The following is an 18,514-nucleotide window of genomic DNA, read 5'->3' on the forward strand; positions in this document are numbered from 1 at the left end:
CCCCGGCATGAGAACAGTCACCGGTCTCGCCGCCCACGGCCCGCACGAGCCACTGCGGCCGATCGAGTTCACCCGCCGCGAGCTGCGGCCCGACGACGTCGCCGTCCGGGTCACCCACGTCGGCGTCTGCCACAGCGACCTGCACGCCGCCGAGTCGCTCGCGGCCGGCGCCCCGCCGCTGGTGCCCGGCCACGAGTTCACCGGCGAGGTGACCGCGATCGGGGCCGAGGTCACCCGCTTCCGGGTCGGCGACGCGGTCGCCGTGGGCAACATCGTCGACTCGTGCGGGCGGTGCGACAACTGCCTGGCCCACCGGGAGCCCTACTGCCGCGAGTTCCCTGCGACGACGTACGGCGGCCGGGACCTGCACGACGGCAGCCCCACCCAGGGCGCGTACTCGACCGAGTACGTCGTCCGGGACGCCTTCGTCTACGCCCTGCCCGCCGGGCTCGACCCGGCCGCGGTCGCGCCGTTGATGTGCGCCGGGGTCACCACCTGGTCGCCGCTGAACCGCGCGGGCGTCGGGCTGGGCACGCAGGTCGGCGTCGTCGGCCTCGGCGGGCTGGGCCACCTGGCGGTCAAGTTCGCCGTCGCGCTCGGCGCCCGGGTCACCGTGTTCACCACCTCGGCGGCCAAGGCGGACGCCGCCCGGGCCCTCGGCGCGCATGATGTCGTCCTGTCCACCGACGCCGCGGCGATGGCCGCCGTCGCCGGCCGGCTGGACTTCGTGCTGGACACCGCCTCCACCGCGCACGACCTCGGCCCCTACCTGGGCACGCTCCGTCTCGACGGCACGCTCTGCGTGCTCGGCCTCCCGGAGCAGTACGTGGTGTCGCCGATGAGCCTGCTGGGCCGCAGGCTGACCGTCTCGGGCTCCGGGGGCACCGTGGAGACGCAGGAGATGCTCGACTTCTGCGGCGCGCACGGCCTCACCGCCGACGTCGAGGTGCTGCCGCTGGACCAGGTCGACACGGCGTGGGCGCGGCTGGCCCGGGGCGACGTCCGCCACCGCTTCGTGCTGGCGGTCGCCCCGTGAGCCGGGTGGACTGGCGCGGGCAGACGACGCTGGTCACCGGTGCCAGTGCGGGGATCGGTGCGGAGTTCGCCCGCCAGCTGGCCGCCCGGGGCTCGCACCTGGTGCTGGTCGCCCGTCGTGCCGACCGGCTGGAGGGCCTGGCCGCCGAGCTGACCGCGGCCCACGGGGTGACCGCACGCGTCGTCCCGCTGGACCTGGCCCGGCCGGCGGCCGGGCGGGCGCTCGCCGCCGAGGTCGACCGGCAGGGCATCGCGGTCACCAGCGTGGTCAACTGCGCCGGGTTCGGCACGCACGGGCCCTTCGCCGGAGAGGACGCCGACCGGCTGGCCGAGGAGATCGCCGTCGACGTCACCGCGCTGGTCGACGTCAGCCGCGCCTTCATCGGCCGGCTGCGGGCGGCAGGCAACGGCGTGCTGGTCAACGTGGCCAGCATGGCGGCGTACGTGCCGAGCCCGGACATGGCGGTCTACGCGGCCAGCAAGGCGTTCGTGCTCAGCTTCACCGAGGCGCTGTGGCAGGAGTCGCTGGACAGCGGGCTGCGGGTGCTCGCCCTGTCGCCGGGCGCCACCGACACCGAGTTCTTCGACGTCCTGGGCAACGACGCCGCCGACGGCGGCCGGGGCCGGCAGTCGCCGCAGGAGGTGGTGGCCACTGCGTTCCGGGCGCTCGACCGGCGCGACCCGCCGCCCAGCGTGGCGGTCGGCCGGGCCAACCGGGCCTCGGTCCGGGCCGTGCGGCTGCTGACCCGGCGGCGCGCGGTGCTGCTGATGGCCGCGATCACCGGTCGGGCGGCCGAGGACGGGGTGGCCCGCCGTGCCGCCGCCTAGCCTGGCGGTCATGACCGCGGTCACCCGGGAGACGTCCCTCGGCATCCGGCAGGTCTCCGAGGAGACCGGCCTGAGCATCGACACGCTGCGCTGGTACGAGCGGGAGGGGCTGCTGCCGCTCGTGGAGCGGAGCGCCGACGGCCGGCGGCGCTACCCGCCGGGGGCGCTGCGGTTCATCCGGCTCGTGCAGGCGCTCCGCCGCACCGGGATGCCGGTGGCCGACGTCCGGCGCTTCGTCACCCTCGGCGGCGGGGAGCTGGCGAACCACCCGGAGCGGATGGCGCTGCTGGAGCAGCAGTGCGCCCAGATCGAGCAGCGGATGGTCGAGCTGCGCGACGACCTGACCGTGGTGCAGGCCAAGATCGCCCAGTACCGGGAGCTGATCGCCCGCGGGGTGGACTGCGAGGACGAGCTGCCCGACGACCTGCTGGCGCAGATCTCCGCCGACCCGCGGCTGCGCGGGGTCGTGCCGGGGTTGCCCGCCTAGAGGTAGAGGCCGGTCGACTCCTCGATCCGCTCGGCGGCGACGGCGTGCACGTCGCGCTCGCGCAGGATGATCAGGTCCTCGCCGTGCACCTCGACCTCGTGCTGGTCCTCCGGGGAGAACAGCACCTGGTCGCCGACCTTGACCTGGCGCACGCTCGGACCGATGCCCTTCGCCTCGCCCCAGACCAGCCGCTTGGCGACCTGGGCGGTCGCCGGGATGAGGATGCCGCCGCTGGACCGTCGGTCACCGTCCTCCTTGCGGAGGGAGACCAGCAGCCGGTCGTGCAGCATCTTGATCGGCAACCCGCCGGTGTTCGCGTCGTCCTCAGGCACGTCATCGAACGCTACCCGGAGGCTCACCCCCAGCCGAGGGCGTGCAGCTTCTCCTCGTCGATGCCGAAGTGGTGGGCGATCTCGTGGACGACGGTGATCGTGACCTCCTCGGCCACCTGCTCCTCGTCCTCGCAGATGTCGCAGATCGCCTGGCGGTAGATCATGATCCGGTCCGGCAGCGCCCCCGAGTGGTCCCAGCCGCGCTCGGTGAGTGCGTATCCCTCGTAGATCCCCAGCAGGTCCGGTTCCTCGGGGTTCCGGTCCTCGACCAGCACGACGACGTTGTCCAGCAGCGCCATCAGCTCCTCGGGCACCTCGTCCAGGGCGTCGGCGACGAGCTCCTCGAAGCGGCGGAGCGGGATCGCGTCCATCAGCGCCGGCTCACCAGCTGGTCGGCAGCGGGCGGCCCTCCTCGTAGCCCGCTGCGCTCTGCACACCCAGCACCGCCCGCTCGTGCAGCTCGTCGACCGTGCGGGCACCGGCGTACGTGCACGACGAGCGGACGCCGGCCACGACCTGGTCGATCAGGTCCTCGACGCCGGGCCGGGCCGGGTCCAGGTACATCCGCGAGGAGCTGATGCCCTCCTCGAACAGCCCGGCGCGGGCCCGGTCGAAACCGCTCTGCGTCGACGTCCGGGCCTTCACCGCCCGGGCCGAGGCCATCCCGAAGCTCTCCTTGTACCGGCGGCCGGCGCCGTCGTCGTAGAGGTCCCCGGCGCTCTCGTAGGTGCCGGCGAACCAGGAGCCGACCATCACGTTCGCCGCACCGGCGGCCAGCGCCAGGGCGACGTCGCGCGGGTGCCGCACGCCGCCGTCGGCCCAGACGTGCTTGCCGAGCTCGCGGGCGGCGGCGGCGCACTCCTCGACCGCGGAGAACTGCGGGCGGCCGACGCCGGTCATCATCCGGGTGGTGCACATGGCGCCCGGGCCGACGCCGACCTTGACGACGTCCGCCCCGGCCTCGATCAGGTCGCGGGTGCCCTGCGCGGTCACCACGTTGCCGGCGACGACGGGGGTCGAGCCCGCCACGGCGCGCACCGCGGCCACCGCCTCCAGCGCCTTCTCCTGGTGCCCGTGCGCGGTGTCGACGACCAGCACGTCGACCCCGGCGGCCAGGAGGGCGTCCGCCTTGCCGGCGACGTCGCCGTTGATGCCCACCGCCGCGGAGGTGAGCAGGTGGCCGTCGGGCCCGGTCGCCGGGGTGTAGATCGCCGAGCGCAGGGCGCCCTTGCGGGTGACGACGCCGACCAGTCGGTCGCCCTCGACCACCGGTGCCGCGCTCACCCGTTCCCCGGAGAGGACGTCGAAGACCTTGGGCAGGTCGGTGCCGGCCGGGATGGTCAGCGGGTCGCGGGTCATCACCTCGGCCAGCTGGGTGAACCGGTCGACGCCCTGGCACTGCCCGTCGGTGACCACGCCGACCGGGGCGCCGGCCTCGACGACCACGACGATCCCGTGCGCCCGCTTGGTCAGCAGCGACAGCGCCTCGCCCACGGTGGAGGTGGGCAGGAGGGTGATCGGGGTGTCGTACACCGGGTGCCGGTGCTTCACCCAGGAGACGACCTCGCCGACGACGTCGACCGGGATGTCCTGCGGCAGGACGGCGAGCCCACCCCGCCGGGCCACCGTCTCGGCCATCCGCCGTCCGGAGATCGCGGTCATGTTGGCGACGACGATCGGGATCGTCGTCCCCACCCGGTCCGGCGTGGTCAGGTCGACCTCCAGCCGGGAGCCGACCGTCGAGTGCGCCGGCACCATGAAGACGTCGGCGTAGGTCAGGTCGTGGGCCGGGCGGGCGTCACCGAGGAACCGCATGGCCCCAGTGTCCCAGGCCGGGTGCCCAACCTCAGTGCCCGTCCCGGGCGTCGGCATCACCCGCGCCAGCGGTGCAGCAGGGGCAGGCCGAACCAGTTGACGACCAGGATGACGAAGACCGCGGTCGACACCGGCACCGATGCCCACGGGCCGAACAGGACGTCGGTGACCAGGAACACGACCGAGACCAGCGCGACACCGAGCAGCGCCAGTGCGGCCACCATCTGCCTGGTCGCCGTCTGCGCAGTTCCGACGTCAGCTCGGCGAGTTCCCGGTCCAGCCTCTCCTCGTCGGGCTGCTGCGGATCTCCTGCACCATCACGATCGCTCCCCTGCCCATGCGCGACCGCTACCCCACCGGCGTGGCCCGGCACGCGCCCGTGTACTGGAGCGGGTCCGTGCAGGTGCTGACGACGGACTCCGGCGGATCAGCGCCGCCGGCTGTCCGGTGGGTCACCGCGTCAGGTCCGGACGGTGACGAGCTGGTCACCGGAGACAGGTGCGTCCGGAAGGGGAGTCCCGCCGGCGAAGCCGACCCGGGGCATCGCCGTCCACACCGGTGCCCGGCGGGTGAGGGCGGCGACCAGGCCGCGCAGCCGGAACCAGGCGTGCACCTGGCGGTAGCCCACGTTCTCCAACACCCCGGCGACCAGCAGGGCGAGCAGGTCCCGGCCCCGGCGGTAGCGGTGGAAGGTGAACTCCTCGACCGCGATCGTGGTCGTCGACAGCAGCGTCCCCAGCGCCAGCGCCAGACCGACCATCACCAGCATCGTGCCCGGGTCGAGCAGGCCCAGGCCCGCCGACAGGGCCACCGAGGCCAGCCCCACGACCTCGACCACCGGGCCGAGCAGCTCGAAGAGCAGGAAGAACGGCAGCGCGACCGTCCCCACGACGCCGTAGCGGGGGTTGCCGATCATCCGGCGGTGCTTCCACAGCAGCTGCCCCAGGCCGTGCGCCCAGCGCGTGCGCTGCCGGCCCAGCACCTGCCACGTCTCGGGCACCTCGGTCCAGCAGACCGGCTCCGGCACGAAGACGACGCGGTGCGGACGGCGCTCGCGGCGGAGCTTCTCCTGCAGGGTGACGACCAGTTCGGCGTCCTCGGCCAGCGACCGCGGGTCCAGGCCGCCGATCTCGATCAGCAGGTCACGTCGGAACAGCCCGAAGGCCCCGGAGATGATCAGCAGCGCGTTGGCGTCGGCCCAGCCGGTGCGCCCCAGCAGGAACGAGCGCAGGTACTCCACGGCCTGGATCCGCACCAGCCAGTTCCGCGACAGCCGCGGTTCCAGCACGGTGCCCCGGTCGGTGAGCGCCCCGTTGGCGGTCCGGATCACGCCACCGGTGGCGACGACCTGGCCGGGGTCCTCCACGAACGGCCGGGCCACCCGCAGCAGGGCGTCGGACTCGAGCAGGGAATCGCCGTCGACCATGCACACCAGCGGGTGCCGGGCCAGGTTGAGGGCGGCGTTGACGGCGTCGGACCGCCGCCCGACGCTGGTCTTGCGGATCACCGTCAGCGGGTCGCCGGTGGTGGCGCGGTGCACGGAGAGGACCTCGCCGTCCACCCGCAGCGCCGCCGTCGGGTGGGGGACCACCTCGCGGAGGGCGTACCGGTCGGCCACCAGCTGGAAGGTCCGGTCGGTCGAGCCGTCGTCTACCAGCACCACCTCCAGGGCGGGGTAGCGCTGCCCGAGCGCGGCGGCGAGGGTGTCCAGGACGCCGGCCTCCTCGTCGTGCGCGGGCACCAGCACGGAGACGGCCGGGGTCAGCGGGCTGGCGAAGATCTCGTCGTGCCCCTCGGCGCCCTTCCAGCGGCGGCCGGCCGCCACCCGCCGGGCACCGGCGAGCACGAGCAGCAGCATCGTGAGGTCGAGGACGACGACGTAGCCGAAGACCGTCCAGTTCAGGGCCAGGACGACGTCGGTGGCCAGCTCTCTCATCGGGACGTCACCGGCCGGCGCCACTGCCGTGCGGTCGCGACCGCGTCGAGCGCGGCCAGCGCGGCCCGGCCGGCCGGGCTGGTCCCGACGGCCAGCACGCGGAGCCGGCCGCGGCCCTCGTCGCCGATCGCGGCCAGGGCGTCGGCGCAGGCCGCCCGCACCCCGGGGTCGGTGGCGTGCAGCCCGGAGACCAGTGTGGAGATCCCGGCCGGGTCGCCGATCCGGCCGAGGGCCTCGGCCGCGACGCGCTGTAGTGCGGGCACCGGTCCCGTCGCGAGCAGCCGGGTGAGCTCCGCGGTGGCCTGTGGGGAGCCGATCCGGCCCAGGGCGGCGGCGGCCGCCCGCCGCACCTCGGTGGGCTGCCCGCGGTCCTCGAGCAGGGTCAGCAGGCCGGGCGTCGCGAGGGGGTCGCCGTGCACGCCCAGGACCTCGGCGGCCAGCGCCCGGGCGGGTGCGCTGCCCTCGGTGAGGGCGGTGCGCAGCGCGGGCAGGACGGGGGTGCCGAGGTCCAGCAAGGCCATGCCGACGACGCCGACCGGCAGGGCCCGGGGACCGGCCAGGGAGACGAGCAGCGGGGTCACCGACGCCGGGTCACCGGCCTTGCCGAGGGCGCGGGCAGCGGCGCTGCGGACGTCTGCCGACCGGTCGGTCAGGCACGCCGCCAGGGCCGGGGTGTGGTCGGTGGCGGCGGCCGAGCCCAGGAGCGTCGCGGCCCGTCCCCGCCGCCAGGCGGCGCGTGCGGTGAGGTCGGCGGCGGCGCGGTCGACCACCCCGCGGGCGCCCAGCACCCGCTGCAGGGCGCGCCGGTCGCTGCCGCGCAGCTGCGGCAGCAGGTCGAGCACGAGCTCGTCGAGGAGGGCGGGGGCGGAGGTGACGTGCGGGCCGTGCGCCGGGTCGTCCCCGTCGTCGTCCAGCAGCGCGTGCACGGTGGGCATCAGCTCGGCCCGGCGCCGGGCGTCGCGGGCCTGGGTGCGGGTCCGCTGCCGGTGCTGGAGCCCGACGGCGAGCAGGAGCACGACGACCAGCCCGGCCAGCACCACGCCCAGCGCCAGGGCGACGCCGGCGGCGGTGGTCACACCGGGACGCTGCCCGCGGGCAGGGCGGCGGTGACCCGGCTGACCAGCTCCCGGGTGCTGAACGGCTTGGTGACGAAGTCGGTGGCGCCGGCGGCGAAACCGCGCTCCAGGTCGGGTTCCTGTGCCTTGGCGGTCAGCAGCAGGACCGGGGTGCCGGCCAGCGCGGGGTCCGGGTCCTCGCGGACGGCCCGGCAGACCTCCAGCCCGTTCCTCCGCGGCATCATCCAGTCGAGCACGACCAGGTCCGGGCGGAGCTCCCGGATCGCGGCCAGGCCCGCCTCGCCGTCGGTCTCGACGGTGATGCGCAGGCCGAGCCGGCTCAGCCGGAAGGCCACGAGGTCGGCGATGACGGGGTCGTCGTCGACGACCAGGACGTGGGTCATGGGGCTCCGATCAGCAGGGGAGGGTGCGTCGCTCCATCGGCAGGTCGGCCGACCGGCTGAAGCCCCACCGCCCGCCTCAAGGAACGGACGCCGCCGGTCGATCTCAGGAGGGTGACCGCCGAGCAGCACCCTCCGACGTCCCCGGGTCGACCCCTGCGCGTGCTGCTGCGGCGCCCGCTGCTGGTCGGGCTGGCCGCACTGACCACGGTGGCGCTGACGACCCTGGGCCTGGCCGTGCTCTCGGTGGTGCTGCTCGGCGGCCGGGTGGACCGGGCCAACACGGTGCTCAGCGCCCTGCAGGACAGCCACAGCGCGATGATCAACCAGGAGACCGGCCTCCGTGGCTACCTGGTCACCCGGGAGGACCGGTTCCTGCAGCCCTACTTCCAGGGCGTCGCCGACCTGGCAGAGCTGGACGCCGAGCTCGCCGGCCTGGCGGCGGAGGACGACGGGCTGCAGGAGGAGCTGGCCGGCCTGCAGGCCGCCGAGGCCCGCTGGATCGACAGCTGGGTCACCCCGATGCTGGCCAGCCCGCCGGGGATGGCCGACGTCACGGCGCTCAGTGACCTGCTCAGCCGGGACAAGCGGTTGTTCGACGCTTACCGGGAGGTCCAGGCGGACGTGCGGACCGCGGTGGAGGGCCGCCGCGACGAGGCGATCAGTCTCCAGCGCAACGTGCTGCTCGGCGGTGCCGCACTCGGGCTGGTGGTCGCCGGGGCCGTGGCCGTCGCCGTCCGGCGGGCGAACCGACGACTGGCCGAGGAGCTCCTGCCGCCCACCCGGGAGGTCCGGGACACGCTGGCCGCCCTGGCCGACGGCGACGTCGGCCGGCGGGCGACCGAGAGCGGGCCGACCGAGTTCCGTGAGATCAGCCAGGACGTGAACGCCCTGGGCCAGGCGCTCGAGGACCGCAACGCCCTGGTGGCCGAGCGGGAGCGCGAGCTGACGGACGCCCGCGACCAGGCCGAGCGGGCCGGCCAGGCGAAGACGGCCTTCCTGGCCACCATGAGCCACGAGATCAGGACGCCGCTCAACGCCGTCCTGGGGCTGACCGACCTGCTGCTGACCACGGGCCTGACCCCGGAACAGCGCGGGCACCTGGAGACGATCGCCGGCAGCGGCGACAGCCTCCTGACGCTGATCAACGACATCCTCGACTTCTCCAAGATCGAGGCCGGCGAGCTGGACCTGGAGACCGCGCCGTTCGACCTGCACGACCTGGTCTACGACGTGGCCCAGCTGCTCGCCCCGCAGGCCGCCGGGAAGGGGCTGGACCTGCTCGTGGACGTCCCGGCCGACCGGTCCTGGCGGTTCGCCGGGGACGGGCCGCGGCTCCGGCAGGTGGTGATGAACCTGGTCGGGAACGCGCTCAAGTTCACCACCTCCGGCCAGGTCCTCATCGGCGTCACCGCGACGCCCACCGGCCGCGGTGACGAGGTGGCCTGCGCGATCTCGGTCTCCGACACGGGCATCGGGATCCCCGCCGCCCAGCGTCACCGGCTCTTCCGGTCCTTCAGCCAGGTCGACACCTCCACCACCCGCTCCTACGGCGGAACCGGCCTGGGGCTGGCGATCAGCCAGCGCATCGCCCGCGCCATGGACGGGGACATCGACGTCGCCAGCGAGCCCGGGCGTGGCTCCACGTTCACCGTGCGCGTCCGGCTGGGCGCCCTCGCGGACCAGCAGCCGCCCTGCGCGGCGAACCTGGCCGGCCGCCGGGTGCTGGTCGTCGACGACAACCCGACCAACCTGCGCATCCTGGACCACCAGCTGGCCCAGTACGGGGCGCACTGCGTGCTCGCCGCCGACGGTGTCGAGGCGCTCCGCGAGCTGGCCGCGGGTGACCCGTTCGACCTCGCCGTGCTCGACCTGCACATGCCGGGTATGGACGGCGTCGCCCTCGCCGCCGCGGTGCACGGGCGTCCGGAGACGGCGACGCTCCCGCTCGTGCTGCTCAGCAGCTCCGCCGGCGTCCACGCCGGGGAGCTCGCCGAGTTCGCCGCCCGGCTGCACAAGCCGGTCCGCCCCGACCGCCTGCTGAACACCCTCTGCACGGTCCTGACGGCAGCGCCGACGAGCCCGGCCGGCCCCGCCCGTGCGGCGGCGTCCGGGCGGCCGGCCTCCTCCGGGACGACCGGCAGGCTGCGGGTCCTGGTGGCCGAGGACCACGCGGTCAACGCCCGGCTGATGAGCCTGTACCTGGACCAGCTCGGCCACGACTGCGACCACGTCGAGAACGGCGAGCAGGCGGTGGCGGCCGTACTGGAGGGCGTCTACGACGTCGTGCTGATGGACGCCCAGATGCCGGTCATGGGCGGGGTGGACGCCACCGCGGCCATCCGCGCCCTGCCGGGTCCCCAGCCGGTGATCATGGCGGTCACCGCCAGCGTGCTGGCCAGCGACCGGGCGGCCTTCCTCGCGGCCGGCGCCGACCTGTTCCTCACCAAGCCGGTGCGCCTCGCCGTCCTCGAACAGGCGCTGACCCCCTACGCCACCGGCGGCAGCACGTCGGTGCCGGCGGTGCCGGTCGCAGAGGTGGCCGTCCCGGGCGAGCCGTCGCCGCTGGACGCCGAGACGGTCGAGGAGCTGCGCGACCTCGGCGACGACGGGTTCCGGCACCTCTACGGGCAGTACGTGGCGAGCCTGGAGTCCACGGTCGCCGCGCTCCTGGCCGCGGCCGGGGGCCCGGCGCAGGCGGCGGACGACGAGGGGTCCATGGACCGGCTCGCCCACCGCCTGAAGGGCAGCAGCGCGGCGCTCGGCGCGCTCCGGCTCGCCGACCTGTGCCAGCGCCTGGAGGACCTGGGCAGCGACCTGTCCCCGGCGCACGGGGACCTGCTGTCCACCCTGGATGAGGAGAGCACCCGGGTGCGGTCGGCGGTGCGGACGCTGCTCGAGGTCCCGCAGTGACCTCGGGCGGTCCGGAGCCGCGGTCCACGGCACCTACGATCAGGACGTGATCGACCTGCGCCTCGTCCGCGAGAACCCCGACCTCGTCCGCGCCAGTCAGCGTGCCCGGGGTGCCGACGAGTCGCTGGTCGACGCGCTGCTGGCCGCCGACGCCGAGCGCCGGGCCGCGGTCAAGGCCGCCGACGACCTGCGCGGGGAGCAGAAGGCGGCCTCCCAGGCGGTCAAGAAGGCGAGCCCGGAGGAGCGTCCCGCCGTCCTGGAGCGGGCGAAGGCGCTGGCCGCCCAGGTGAAGGAGGCCGAGGAGGCCGAGCGCACCGCCGACGCGGCGCTGCACGCGCTGCACCTGCGGATCCCCAACGTCGTCCACCCCGACGTGCCCCCGGGCGGCGAGGACGACGCCGTGGAGATCCGGACCGTCGGGGAACTGCCCGCCTACGACTTCGAGGTGCGCGATCACCTGCAGATCGGCGAGGCCCTCGGCGCCATCGACATGGAGCGGGGCGCGAAGGTCTCCGGAGCCCGCTTCTACTTCCTCACCGGCCCCGGCGCGCTGCTGGAGTTCGCCCTCGCCCAGCTGGCGATCACCCGGGCGGTGGCCGCCGGGTTCATCCCGGTGATCGCCCCGGCCCTGGTCAAGCCCGAGGCCATGGAGGGCACCGGCTTCACCGGCGAGCACGACGAGGAGATCTACCGGGTCGAGCGCGACGACCTGTACCTCGTCGGGACGTCGGAGGTCGCGCTGGCCGGGATGCACGCGCGCGAGGTGCTCGACCTCTCCGCCGGGCCCCGCCGCTACGCCGGCTGGTCGTCCTGCTTCCGCCGCGAGGCCGGCTCCTACGGCAAGGACACCCGCGGCATCATCCGGGTGCACTGGTTCGACAAGGTCGAGATGTTCAGCTTCTGCGCCCCCGAGGACGCCGCCGCCGAGCACCGCCGGCTGCTGCAGTGGGAGGAGGAGTTCCTCCAGCTCCTCGAGCTGCCCTACCGGGTGGTCGACATCGCCGCCGGCGACCTGGGCACCAGCGCCGCCCGCAAGTTCGACATCGAGGCGTGGTTCCCCAGCCAGGGCGCCTACCGCGAGCTGACCAGCACCTCGGACTGCACCACCTTCCAGTCCCGGCGGCTGGCCATCCGCAGCCGGGACGCCGACGGGAAGCCGCAGCCGGTGGCCACGCTGAACGGCACGCTCTGCGCGATCGCCCGCACCATCGCCTGCCTGCTCGAGGTCCACCAGCGGGCCGACGGCTCGGTGCACGTGCCCGCGGCGCTGCGCCCCTGGCTGGGCGGCCACGAGGTGCTCACCCCGGGCATGTCCCTGACCGCCGTCACGGCGCCCGGCCTCCCCGCATGACCGTCCACCAGCCGACCGGGGGCGGCCTGACCGCCCCGGCCGCGGCCGTCCACGCGGCCGAGGTCGTCGACCTGGGCGACCTGGGCGCGCGGCTGGGCGGCTGGCGGCCGAAGCTGGTGGTCAGCGACCTGGACGGCACGCTGCTCGGCTCGGCCGGGGAGGTCAGTCCTCGCACCGCTGCGGCCATCGCCGCCTGCCGGGGCGCGGGCGTCCCGGTCGTCGGCGCCACCGGCCGCGGCCCGCGCCTGCTGGAGAGCGTTCGCGCCGCGCTGGGCGGCCAGGGCATCGCCGTCCTGGCGCAGGGCGGGTACGTCGTCCGGTTCGGCCGGGACGGCGCCGCGGACGAGGTGCTGCGCACCGTCGGCATGCCCCGCGACGTCGCCACCGAGGTCATCGCCGCGATCGAGGAGGTGGCCGGCGAGCTGATCGTGGCGGTGGAGGACGCGGCCGAGCAGGCCGAGGCGCTGCGCCCGCTGCGCGTCCAGCACGGCTTCGACTGGCCCTATCCCGAACCGGCGCACCTGCTGCCCCGGCACCAGGTGCTGCCGGTCGGTGCGGTGCTCAAGGTCTTCCTGCGCTCCTCCCGGCTGGGCGAGGACGAACTGGTCGCGCTGGCCCGCTCGGTCGTCGACCCGGCGGTCGCCGAGCTCACCCACGCCGGCCTGGGGTTCATCGAGGTGCTGCCGCCGGGGGTCACCAAGGCCACCGGGCTGGCCGTCGTCCTGGACCAGGTGGGCGTCGGGTTCGGCGACGTCCTCGTGTTCGGCGACATGCCCAACGACCTGCCGATGATCGAGGCGGTCACCGCAGCCGGGGGTCGGGCGGTCGCCGTGGCCAACGCCCACCCCGCCGTCCGGGCCGCCGCCGGGGACCGCACGAGCGGGCACGACGCCGACGGCGTCGCCCGCTACCTCGAGGCCGTGCTCGCACTGGGGGACACCGATGTCTGACTGGCGCCCGAAGCTCATCGTCAGTGATCTCGACGGCACGCTGCTGCGCAGCGACGAGACGATCAGCGACGCGACCCTGGCCGAGCTGCGGCGCTGGTCCGACGAGGGGGTGCCGCTGGTGCTGGCCACCGGCCGCCCACCCCGGTGGATGCTCGGGGTGCGGGACCGTCTCGGCGGCGGCACGGCGATCTGCTGCAACGGTGCGGTGCTGTTGGACCTGGGGGAGTTCCAGGTGCTCGAGGAGCACCCGGTGCAGCCGGAGGTGCTCCGGCAGATCACCGAGCGGCTCCGCGAGCACCAGCCCGACACCTGGTTCGCGGTCGAGTACGGCGACCAGTTCCGGCACGAGCCCATCTACCAGCCGCGCTGGGACCGGGACGCGCCCGGGGTCGCCGTGGCCACCCTGGCCGAGATGGTGGCCCAGCCGGTGGCCAAGCTGCTGGCCCGGCACGAGCGGATGGGCCGCGACGAGTTCGTCGCCCTGGTCGCCGAGATCGTGGGGGACACCGCCACGGTCACCAACTCCTCGTCCGATGCGATGGCCGAGATCTCCGCCGTCGGGATCACGAAGGCCACCGGCCTGGCCCGGCTCGCGGCCGAACGGGGGCTGACGGCGGCCGACGTCGTCTACTTCGGCGACATGCCCAACGACCTGGCCGCCTTCGACTGGGTCCGGGAGGGCGGCGGTCGGGCCGTGGCGATGGCGCACGCCCACCCGGACGTGCTGGCGGCGGCCACGGACGTGACCGACTCGAACGACGCCGAGGGCGTGGCGGTCCTGCTGGCCTCCCTGCGCGCCTGACCGGTCCGTCAACGGACTGAGCCGTTCCGTTACCGGATCTCAGGTGGAGTCGTCCGTCCATGGTGCCGATCCCATGGGCGAGGGGCGCGCTGGTGCGCCCGAGCGACGAGAGGCACGGCATGGACGCGATGAACGACCACGAACCCACCACGCACGCCCCTGACCCGGCGGACGAACCCGGGCGCAACCCGCTGGCCCGGCTCGGGCTGCGCGGCAGGCTGCTCGCGGCCTTCCTCACCGTCGCCCTGATGACCCTCCTCGTCGGCGGCCTCGGCATCTCGCGGATGTCGGCGCTGAGCCACCAGGCCGAGGTGGTCTACGAGGAGGGCGCCGTCCCGCTCCGGGACATCCTGCTGCTCCGGTCCACCTACTGGCAGTACCAGGCGACCATCTCCCGGTCCACGGGTGCGGGCCTCTCGCCGGAGATCGTGCAGGCGCTGCAGGAGCAGACGGTGACCATCCGGGAGACGCTGGACGGGCTGCGCGCCGACCTGGAGGAGGTGGCCCTCCGCCCGGCCACCGAGGCCGCTTTCCAGGACTTCCAGGCCGCGATCACGCTGTTCGACGACACCAGCGCGCAGATGGCCGAGATCGGGGCTGCCGGCGGCGACCCGATGTCCGTGCTGCCCACGCTGATCGAGGCCGAGACCAACGCCATCGATGCGCTCACGGCAGCCAGCGACGCGCAGATCACCGCCACCGAGGCCACCGTGCAGGAGGCTCGCGACGCGTACAGCGCGGCTCGCACGCTGACGCTGCTCGGCGTGGCGATCGGCTTCGCGGTCTCCGTTTCGCTGGCCGTCCTGATGGCCCGCAGCGTCACCCGCCCGGTGCAGCGCATCCGCGAGACCCTCGAGCAGGTCGCCGGCGGCGACCTGCGGGTGCGCGCCGGCCGGACCGGTGGTGCCGAGCTGGGTCAGGTCGCGGAGTCCCTCGACGAGACGCTCGACGCGCTCGGCAGCGTTCTCACGCTGGTCAACGACTCGGCCGGGCGGCTGGCCACGGCGTCGCTGCAGCTGAACGCGGGTGCGGAGGCGATGGCCAGCAACGCGCGGAGCGCGGCGGGTCAGGCCGACGTGGTGGTGGCATCGGCCGGGGAGGTGGCCTCCAGCGTGGACACGGTGTCGACCGGGTCGCAGCAGATGGAGGCGGCGATCCGGGAGATCTCGCAGAACGCCAGCGAGGCGTCCCGGGTGGCCGGTCAGGCGGTGAACGTCGCGGAGAACACGACGCGGACGGTGGGGAAGCTGGGTGACTCCTCGCAGGAGATCGCCACGGTGGTGAAGCTGATCAACGGGATCGCGGAGCAGACGAACCTGCTGGCGCTGAACGCCACGATCGAGGCGGCGCGGGCGGGTGAGGCGGGCAAGGGCTTCGCGGTGGTGGCCAGTGAGGTCAAGGAGCTGGCGCAGGAGACAGCGCGGGCGACCGAGGACATCTCCCGTCGGGTGGAGGCGATCCAGGGGGACACCGCCGGTGCGGTGGAGGCGATCGGTGAGATCAGCAACGTGATCGGTCAGATCAACGACTTCCAGGCCACCATCGCCGCGGCGGTGGAGGAGCAGACGGCGACCACCAACGAGATGAACCGCAACGTGGCGGAGGCGGCGGGCAGCTCGCGGAGCATCGCCACCGCGATCTCCGGGCTGGCGGCCGGCACCGCGGAGACCAACCAGCGGGTCGCGGAGGCCCAGCAGTCGGCGGCCGAGCTCTCCCGGATGAGCGACGAGCTGCAGGAGGCCGTCAGTCGGTTCACCGTCTGAGGCAGTCCCGACCCCGGCGGCGCCGGTCACCGCAGTCGCGGTGGCCGGCGCCGTCGTCGTCCCACCCCGTGACGGCAGTCGCGCGGCACGCGGGTCAAGAACTCCCCACGGGTGCCGATCTCATCGGTGGTGGGCCGCACGGGCGCGCCCGTGGGCAGAAGAGGGACAGATGGACGTCAGCGCGCAGGGACCGGCAACCGCCACCGAGTCGAGGGCAGGCGTGACCTCGGGGCTCGCCGGCCGGGTGGGGCTGCGCGGGCGGCTCCTGCTGGCGATCCTGCTGGTGGCGCTGACCACCCTGACCGTCGGTCTGGTGGGGATCCAGCGGATGTCGGTGCTCAGTGACAAGGCCGAGCAGGTGTACTCCGAGGGTGCCGTGCCGCTGGACGCCCTGCGCCAGCTGCAGGCCGGGTGGTGGCAGTTCTCCGCCAGCAACGCCCGGGCCAGCATCGCCTCGCTCCCGGCGGAGACCCGGGCGGCCTTCGCCCAGACCTCCACCGAGAACCTCACGACGCTGACCGAGGACACCGCCGCCGCCGGTGAGCTGCCACTGTCGGCCGCCGCGCGGGTGGGCTACGACCAGTTCGCCGCGGCGTCCCAGCAGTACCTCGGGCTGCTGCAGCAGCTGTCGGCCGGCCAGGGTGCCCGCACCCCGCAGGAGACCATGGCCCTGATCGCCCAGATGAACGACACCGAGACGACCATCTCCGCGGCGCTCGTGGAGGCCACCGACGCGGCCGCCGCCGATGCGGTGAGCACCGCAGCGGAGGCGCGGGACGCCTACACCAGCGCACGCACCCTCACGGTGGCGATCATCGTCATCGGGCTGTTCGTCTCCGTGGTGCTGGCCCTGCTCGTCGTCCGGTCGGTGATGGGCCCCGTGCAGCGTGTGCGGGAGGTCCTCGACCAGGTCGCCGACGGCGACCTCAGCGTCCGGGCCGGCGCCACCGGTGGTGCCGAGATCGGTGAGGTCGCCCGCTCGCTCGACTCGACCCTGGAGTCGCTGAGCGGCGTGCTGCGGCTGGTCAACGACTCCGCCGGCCGGCTGGCGGTGGCGTCGCAGGCGCTGAACACCGGCGCCGCCGGCATGGCCCGCAGCGCGCAGGCGGCGACCGGTCAGGCCGACGTCGTCGTCAGCTCCGCCGGGGAGGTCGCCGCCAGCGTCGACACCGTGGCCACCGGCTCCCAGCAGATGGAGGCCGCGATCCGGGAGATCAGCCGGAACGCCAGCGAGGCGTCCCGGGTGGCCGGGCAGGCCGTCGCGGTCGCGGAGAACACGACGCGGACGGTCGGCAAGCTGGGTGACAGCTCGCAGGAGATCGCGACGGTGGTGAAGCTGATCAACGGGATCGCGGAGCAGACGAACCTGCTGGCGCTCAACGCCACGATCGAGGCCGCCCGTGCGGGTGAGGCGGGCAAGGGCTTCGCGGTGGTCGCCAGTGAGGTCAAGGAGCTGGCGCAGGAGACCGCCCGGGCGACCGAGGACATCTCGCAGCGCGTGGAGGCGATCCAGGCCGACACCGCCGGGGCGGTCTCGGCGATCGGCGAGATCAGCTCGGTGATCGGTGAGATCAACGACTACCAGGCCACCATCGCCGCTGCGGTGGAGGAGCAGACGGCGACCACGAACGAGATGAACCGCAACGTCGCCGAGGCGGCGGGCAGCTCACGGAGCATCGCGACCGCCATCTCCGGGCTGGCCGCGGGCACCCAGCAGACCAACGAGGGCGTCGCCGAGGCGCAGCGCTCCGCCGCGGACCTGGCCCGGATGAGCGACGAGCTCCAGGACGCCGTCCGACGGTTCACCGTCTAGGGGACCGGCACGAGCGGCCCCGGTGCAGTACGCGCCGGGGCCGTTCGCGTTGCTCGGCACCGGATGGTGGCCGACCGGGCCACGCAGCACCCGCGGACTGCCGATGAGGCCTCCACCGTCTGCCGCAGCTGGAGGTGACGGCGTCCAGCTGCCTGCTGCTGGTGGACGTCGGCGAGCCGGTGGCGTTCGCCGTCGATGCGTTGCGCAGCATCGATCCGCTGGCCTGGCGGGACCCCGACCAGCCCCGGCGGGGCGCGGATCGGCTGGACCGGCTGTTGCAAGGCTCCCCTCTGGTGCAGGTCGGGGCGGACACCCGGCTGCTGCCCTGCCTGGACCTGCAGCAGGTGTCCCGCACGCTGCACGGCCACGCCGGGCCGCCGGCTCCCCGGTCGGCCCCTGCCGAGGAGCTCCTCGTCCGCTGACCGTGGTCCCGGGGCCGGACGACGGCCGGATCGTCGAGGGACTGCCGCCAGGCTGAGCCCGGCTCTAGAGGTACTGACCCCCGCCGGGGCGGTGCTCCTGGGCCGGCGCGCCGGGTGGGAGGGCCTTGCGGCGCATCTCCTCCAGCTGTGCCCGGGCGGCCATCTGCTGGGCGAACAGCGCGGTCTGGATGCCGTGGAAGACGCCCTCCAGCCAGCCGACCAGCTGCGCCTGGGCGATCCGCAGCTCGGCGTCCGAGGGGGTCTCGCCCTCGGTGAACGGCAGCGTGATCCGGTCCAGCTCCTCGCGCAGCTCGGGGGCCAGCCCCTGCTCCAGCTCGCGGATCGAGGAGGCGTGGATGTCACGCAGCCGGTTGCGGCTGGCGTCGTCCAGGGGCGCCGCCCGGACCTCCTCGAGCAGCTGCTTGATCATCGTGCCGATCCGCATGACCTTGGCGGGCTGCTCGACCAGGTCGCCGACCCCGGCCATGCCGCCGTCCTCGCCCTCGGGCAGGTGCATGCCCCCGACCGGCTGCCCGTCCGGCCCCACGACGAGGACCTGCTGGGGGTGTGGTCCACCGGTGCCTGGTGCTGTCATGCCCCCATCTTCCCCC

At 74.3% G+C, this 18,514-nt stretch carries 17 protein-coding genes and 1 pseudogene; 10 read left to right on the forward strand and 8 right to left on the reverse strand.

Translation table 11 applies throughout. The annotated features are described in order from the left end of the window. The first annotated feature begins 7 nt into the window (after nt 1-7). The 3 genes from O2W18_RS00520 to O2W18_RS00530 are packed head-to-tail and all read left to right on the forward strand — an operon-like array spanning nt 8 to nt 2,350. A complete protein-coding gene (locus O2W18_RS00520; RefSeq protein WP_269185635.1) occupies nt 8-1,036 on the forward strand; it encodes an NAD(P)-dependent alcohol dehydrogenase in 1,029 nt (342 codons plus the stop codon). Beyond that, on the forward strand, nt 1,033-1,863 hold the full coding sequence (locus O2W18_RS00525; protein ID WP_269185636.1) for an SDR family NAD(P)-dependent oxidoreductase: 831 nt from the start codon (nt 1,033-1,035) through the stop codon (nt 1,861-1,863). The genes O2W18_RS00520 and O2W18_RS00525 overlap by 4 nt, the downstream gene beginning before the upstream one ends. 10 nt (nt 1,864-1,873) lie before the next feature. Beyond that, the gene (locus O2W18_RS00530; RefSeq protein ID WP_269172539.1) at nt 1,874-2,350 is read left to right on the forward strand and encodes a MerR family transcriptional regulator; all 477 of its coding nucleotides are present in this window, start codon (nt 1,874-1,876) and stop codon (nt 2,348-2,350) included. Here O2W18_RS00530 and O2W18_RS00535 read toward each other — a convergent pair. The 7 genes and pseudogenes from O2W18_RS00535 to O2W18_RS00565 all read right to left on the reverse strand — a co-directional run bounded on the left by O2W18_RS00535 (nt 2,347) and on the right by O2W18_RS00565 (nt 7,892). Beyond that, on the reverse strand, nt 2,347-2,682 hold the full coding sequence (locus O2W18_RS00535) for a GroES family chaperonin (protein ID WP_269185637.1): 336 nt from the start codon (nt 2,680-2,682) through the stop codon (nt 2,347-2,349). The two genes, O2W18_RS00530 and O2W18_RS00535, sit on opposite strands and share 4 nt — an antisense overlap. Nucleotides 2,683-2,705: 23 nt before the next feature. Continuing rightward, nucleotides 2,706-3,053 carry a metallopeptidase family protein gene (locus O2W18_RS00540; protein WP_269185638.1) on the reverse strand — a complete coding sequence of 116 codons (348 nt, stop codon included), beginning with the start codon at nt 3,051-3,053 and terminating at the stop codon, nt 2,706-2,708. A gap of 10 nt (nt 3,054-3,063) precedes the next feature. Next, nucleotides 3,064-4,497 carry a GuaB1 family IMP dehydrogenase-related protein gene (locus tag O2W18_RS00545; RefSeq protein ID WP_269185639.1) on the reverse strand — a complete coding sequence of 478 codons (1,434 nt, stop codon included), beginning with the start codon at nt 4,495-4,497 and terminating at the stop codon, nt 3,064-3,066. A gap of 56 nt (nt 4,498-4,553) precedes the next feature. Further along, a pseudogene (locus O2W18_RS00550) lies at nt 4,554-4,730 on the reverse strand (hypothetical protein); the annotation flags it as partial. 227 nt (nt 4,731-4,957) lie between these two features. Then, the gene (locus O2W18_RS00555) at nt 4,958-6,433 is read right to left on the reverse strand and encodes a glycosyltransferase family 2 protein (RefSeq protein ID WP_269185640.1); all 1,476 of its coding nucleotides are present in this window, start codon (nt 6,431-6,433) and stop codon (nt 4,958-4,960) included. Beyond that, entirely contained in the window at nt 6,430-7,509 is a 1,080-nt protein-coding gene (locus tag O2W18_RS00560; protein WP_269185641.1) for a HEAT repeat domain-containing protein, read from the reverse strand. The genes O2W18_RS00555 and O2W18_RS00560 overlap by 4 nt, the downstream gene beginning before the upstream one ends. Continuing rightward, a complete protein-coding gene (locus O2W18_RS00565; protein WP_269185642.1) occupies nt 7,506-7,892 on the reverse strand; it encodes a response regulator transcription factor in 387 nt (128 codons plus the stop codon). Before O2W18_RS00565 ends, O2W18_RS00560 begins: the two co-directional genes overlap by 4 nt. 159 nt (nt 7,893-8,051) lie before the next feature. Here O2W18_RS00565 and O2W18_RS00570 point away from each other — a divergent pair, with 159 nt between their 5' ends. From O2W18_RS00570 to O2W18_RS00600, 7 genes are all read left to right on the forward strand, one after another. Then, nucleotides 8,052-10,802: a hybrid sensor histidine kinase/response regulator gene (locus O2W18_RS00570; RefSeq protein WP_269185643.1), complete on the forward strand. Its 2,751-nt coding sequence runs from the start codon at nt 8,052-8,054 to the stop codon at nt 10,800-10,802. A 46-nt stretch (nt 10,803-10,848) separates the two neighbouring features. Further along, entirely contained in the window at nt 10,849-12,153 is a 1,305-nt protein-coding gene (gene serS, locus O2W18_RS00575) for a serine--tRNA ligase (RefSeq protein WP_269185644.1), read from the forward strand. Next, complete coding sequence (locus O2W18_RS00580) at nt 12,150-13,103, forward strand: HAD family hydrolase (protein WP_269185645.1); 954 nt, start codon at nt 12,150-12,152, stop codon at nt 13,101-13,103. The genes serS and O2W18_RS00580 overlap by 4 nt, the downstream gene beginning before the upstream one ends. Beyond that, nucleotides 13,096-13,905 carry an HAD family hydrolase gene (locus O2W18_RS00585; RefSeq protein WP_269185646.1) on the forward strand — a complete coding sequence of 270 codons (810 nt, stop codon included), beginning with the start codon at nt 13,096-13,098 and terminating at the stop codon, nt 13,903-13,905. The genes O2W18_RS00580 and O2W18_RS00585 overlap by 8 nt, the downstream gene beginning before the upstream one ends. A gap of 119 nt (nt 13,906-14,024) precedes the next feature. Further along, complete coding sequence (locus O2W18_RS00590) at nt 14,025-15,668, forward strand: methyl-accepting chemotaxis protein (protein ID WP_269185647.1); 1,644 nt, start codon at nt 14,025-14,027, stop codon at nt 15,666-15,668. A 220-nt stretch (nt 15,669-15,888) separates the two neighbouring features. Continuing rightward, the gene (locus tag O2W18_RS00595) at nt 15,889-17,481 is read left to right on the forward strand and encodes a methyl-accepting chemotaxis protein (RefSeq protein WP_269185648.1); all 1,593 of its coding nucleotides are present in this window, start codon (nt 15,889-15,891) and stop codon (nt 17,479-17,481) included. A gap of 134 nt (nt 17,482-17,615) precedes the next feature. Continuing rightward, nucleotides 17,616-17,903, forward strand: coding sequence for a hypothetical protein (locus O2W18_RS00600; protein ID WP_269185649.1), 288 nt, complete (start codon nt 17,616-17,618; stop codon nt 17,901-17,903). Between the two features lie 64 nt (nt 17,904-17,967). Here the strand turns inward: O2W18_RS00600 and O2W18_RS00605 are convergent, their stop codons facing one another. Then, nucleotides 17,968-18,498: a bacterial proteasome activator family protein gene (locus O2W18_RS00605; RefSeq protein ID WP_269181392.1), complete on the reverse strand. Its 531-nt coding sequence runs from the start codon at nt 18,496-18,498 to the stop codon at nt 17,968-17,970. Nucleotides 18,499-18,514: the final 16 nt, after the last annotated feature.

This window comes from Modestobacter sp. VKM Ac-2983 (genome assembly GCF_026967885.1).
Classification (GTDB): Bacteria; Actinomycetota; Actinomycetes; order Mycobacteriales; family Geodermatophilaceae; genus Modestobacter.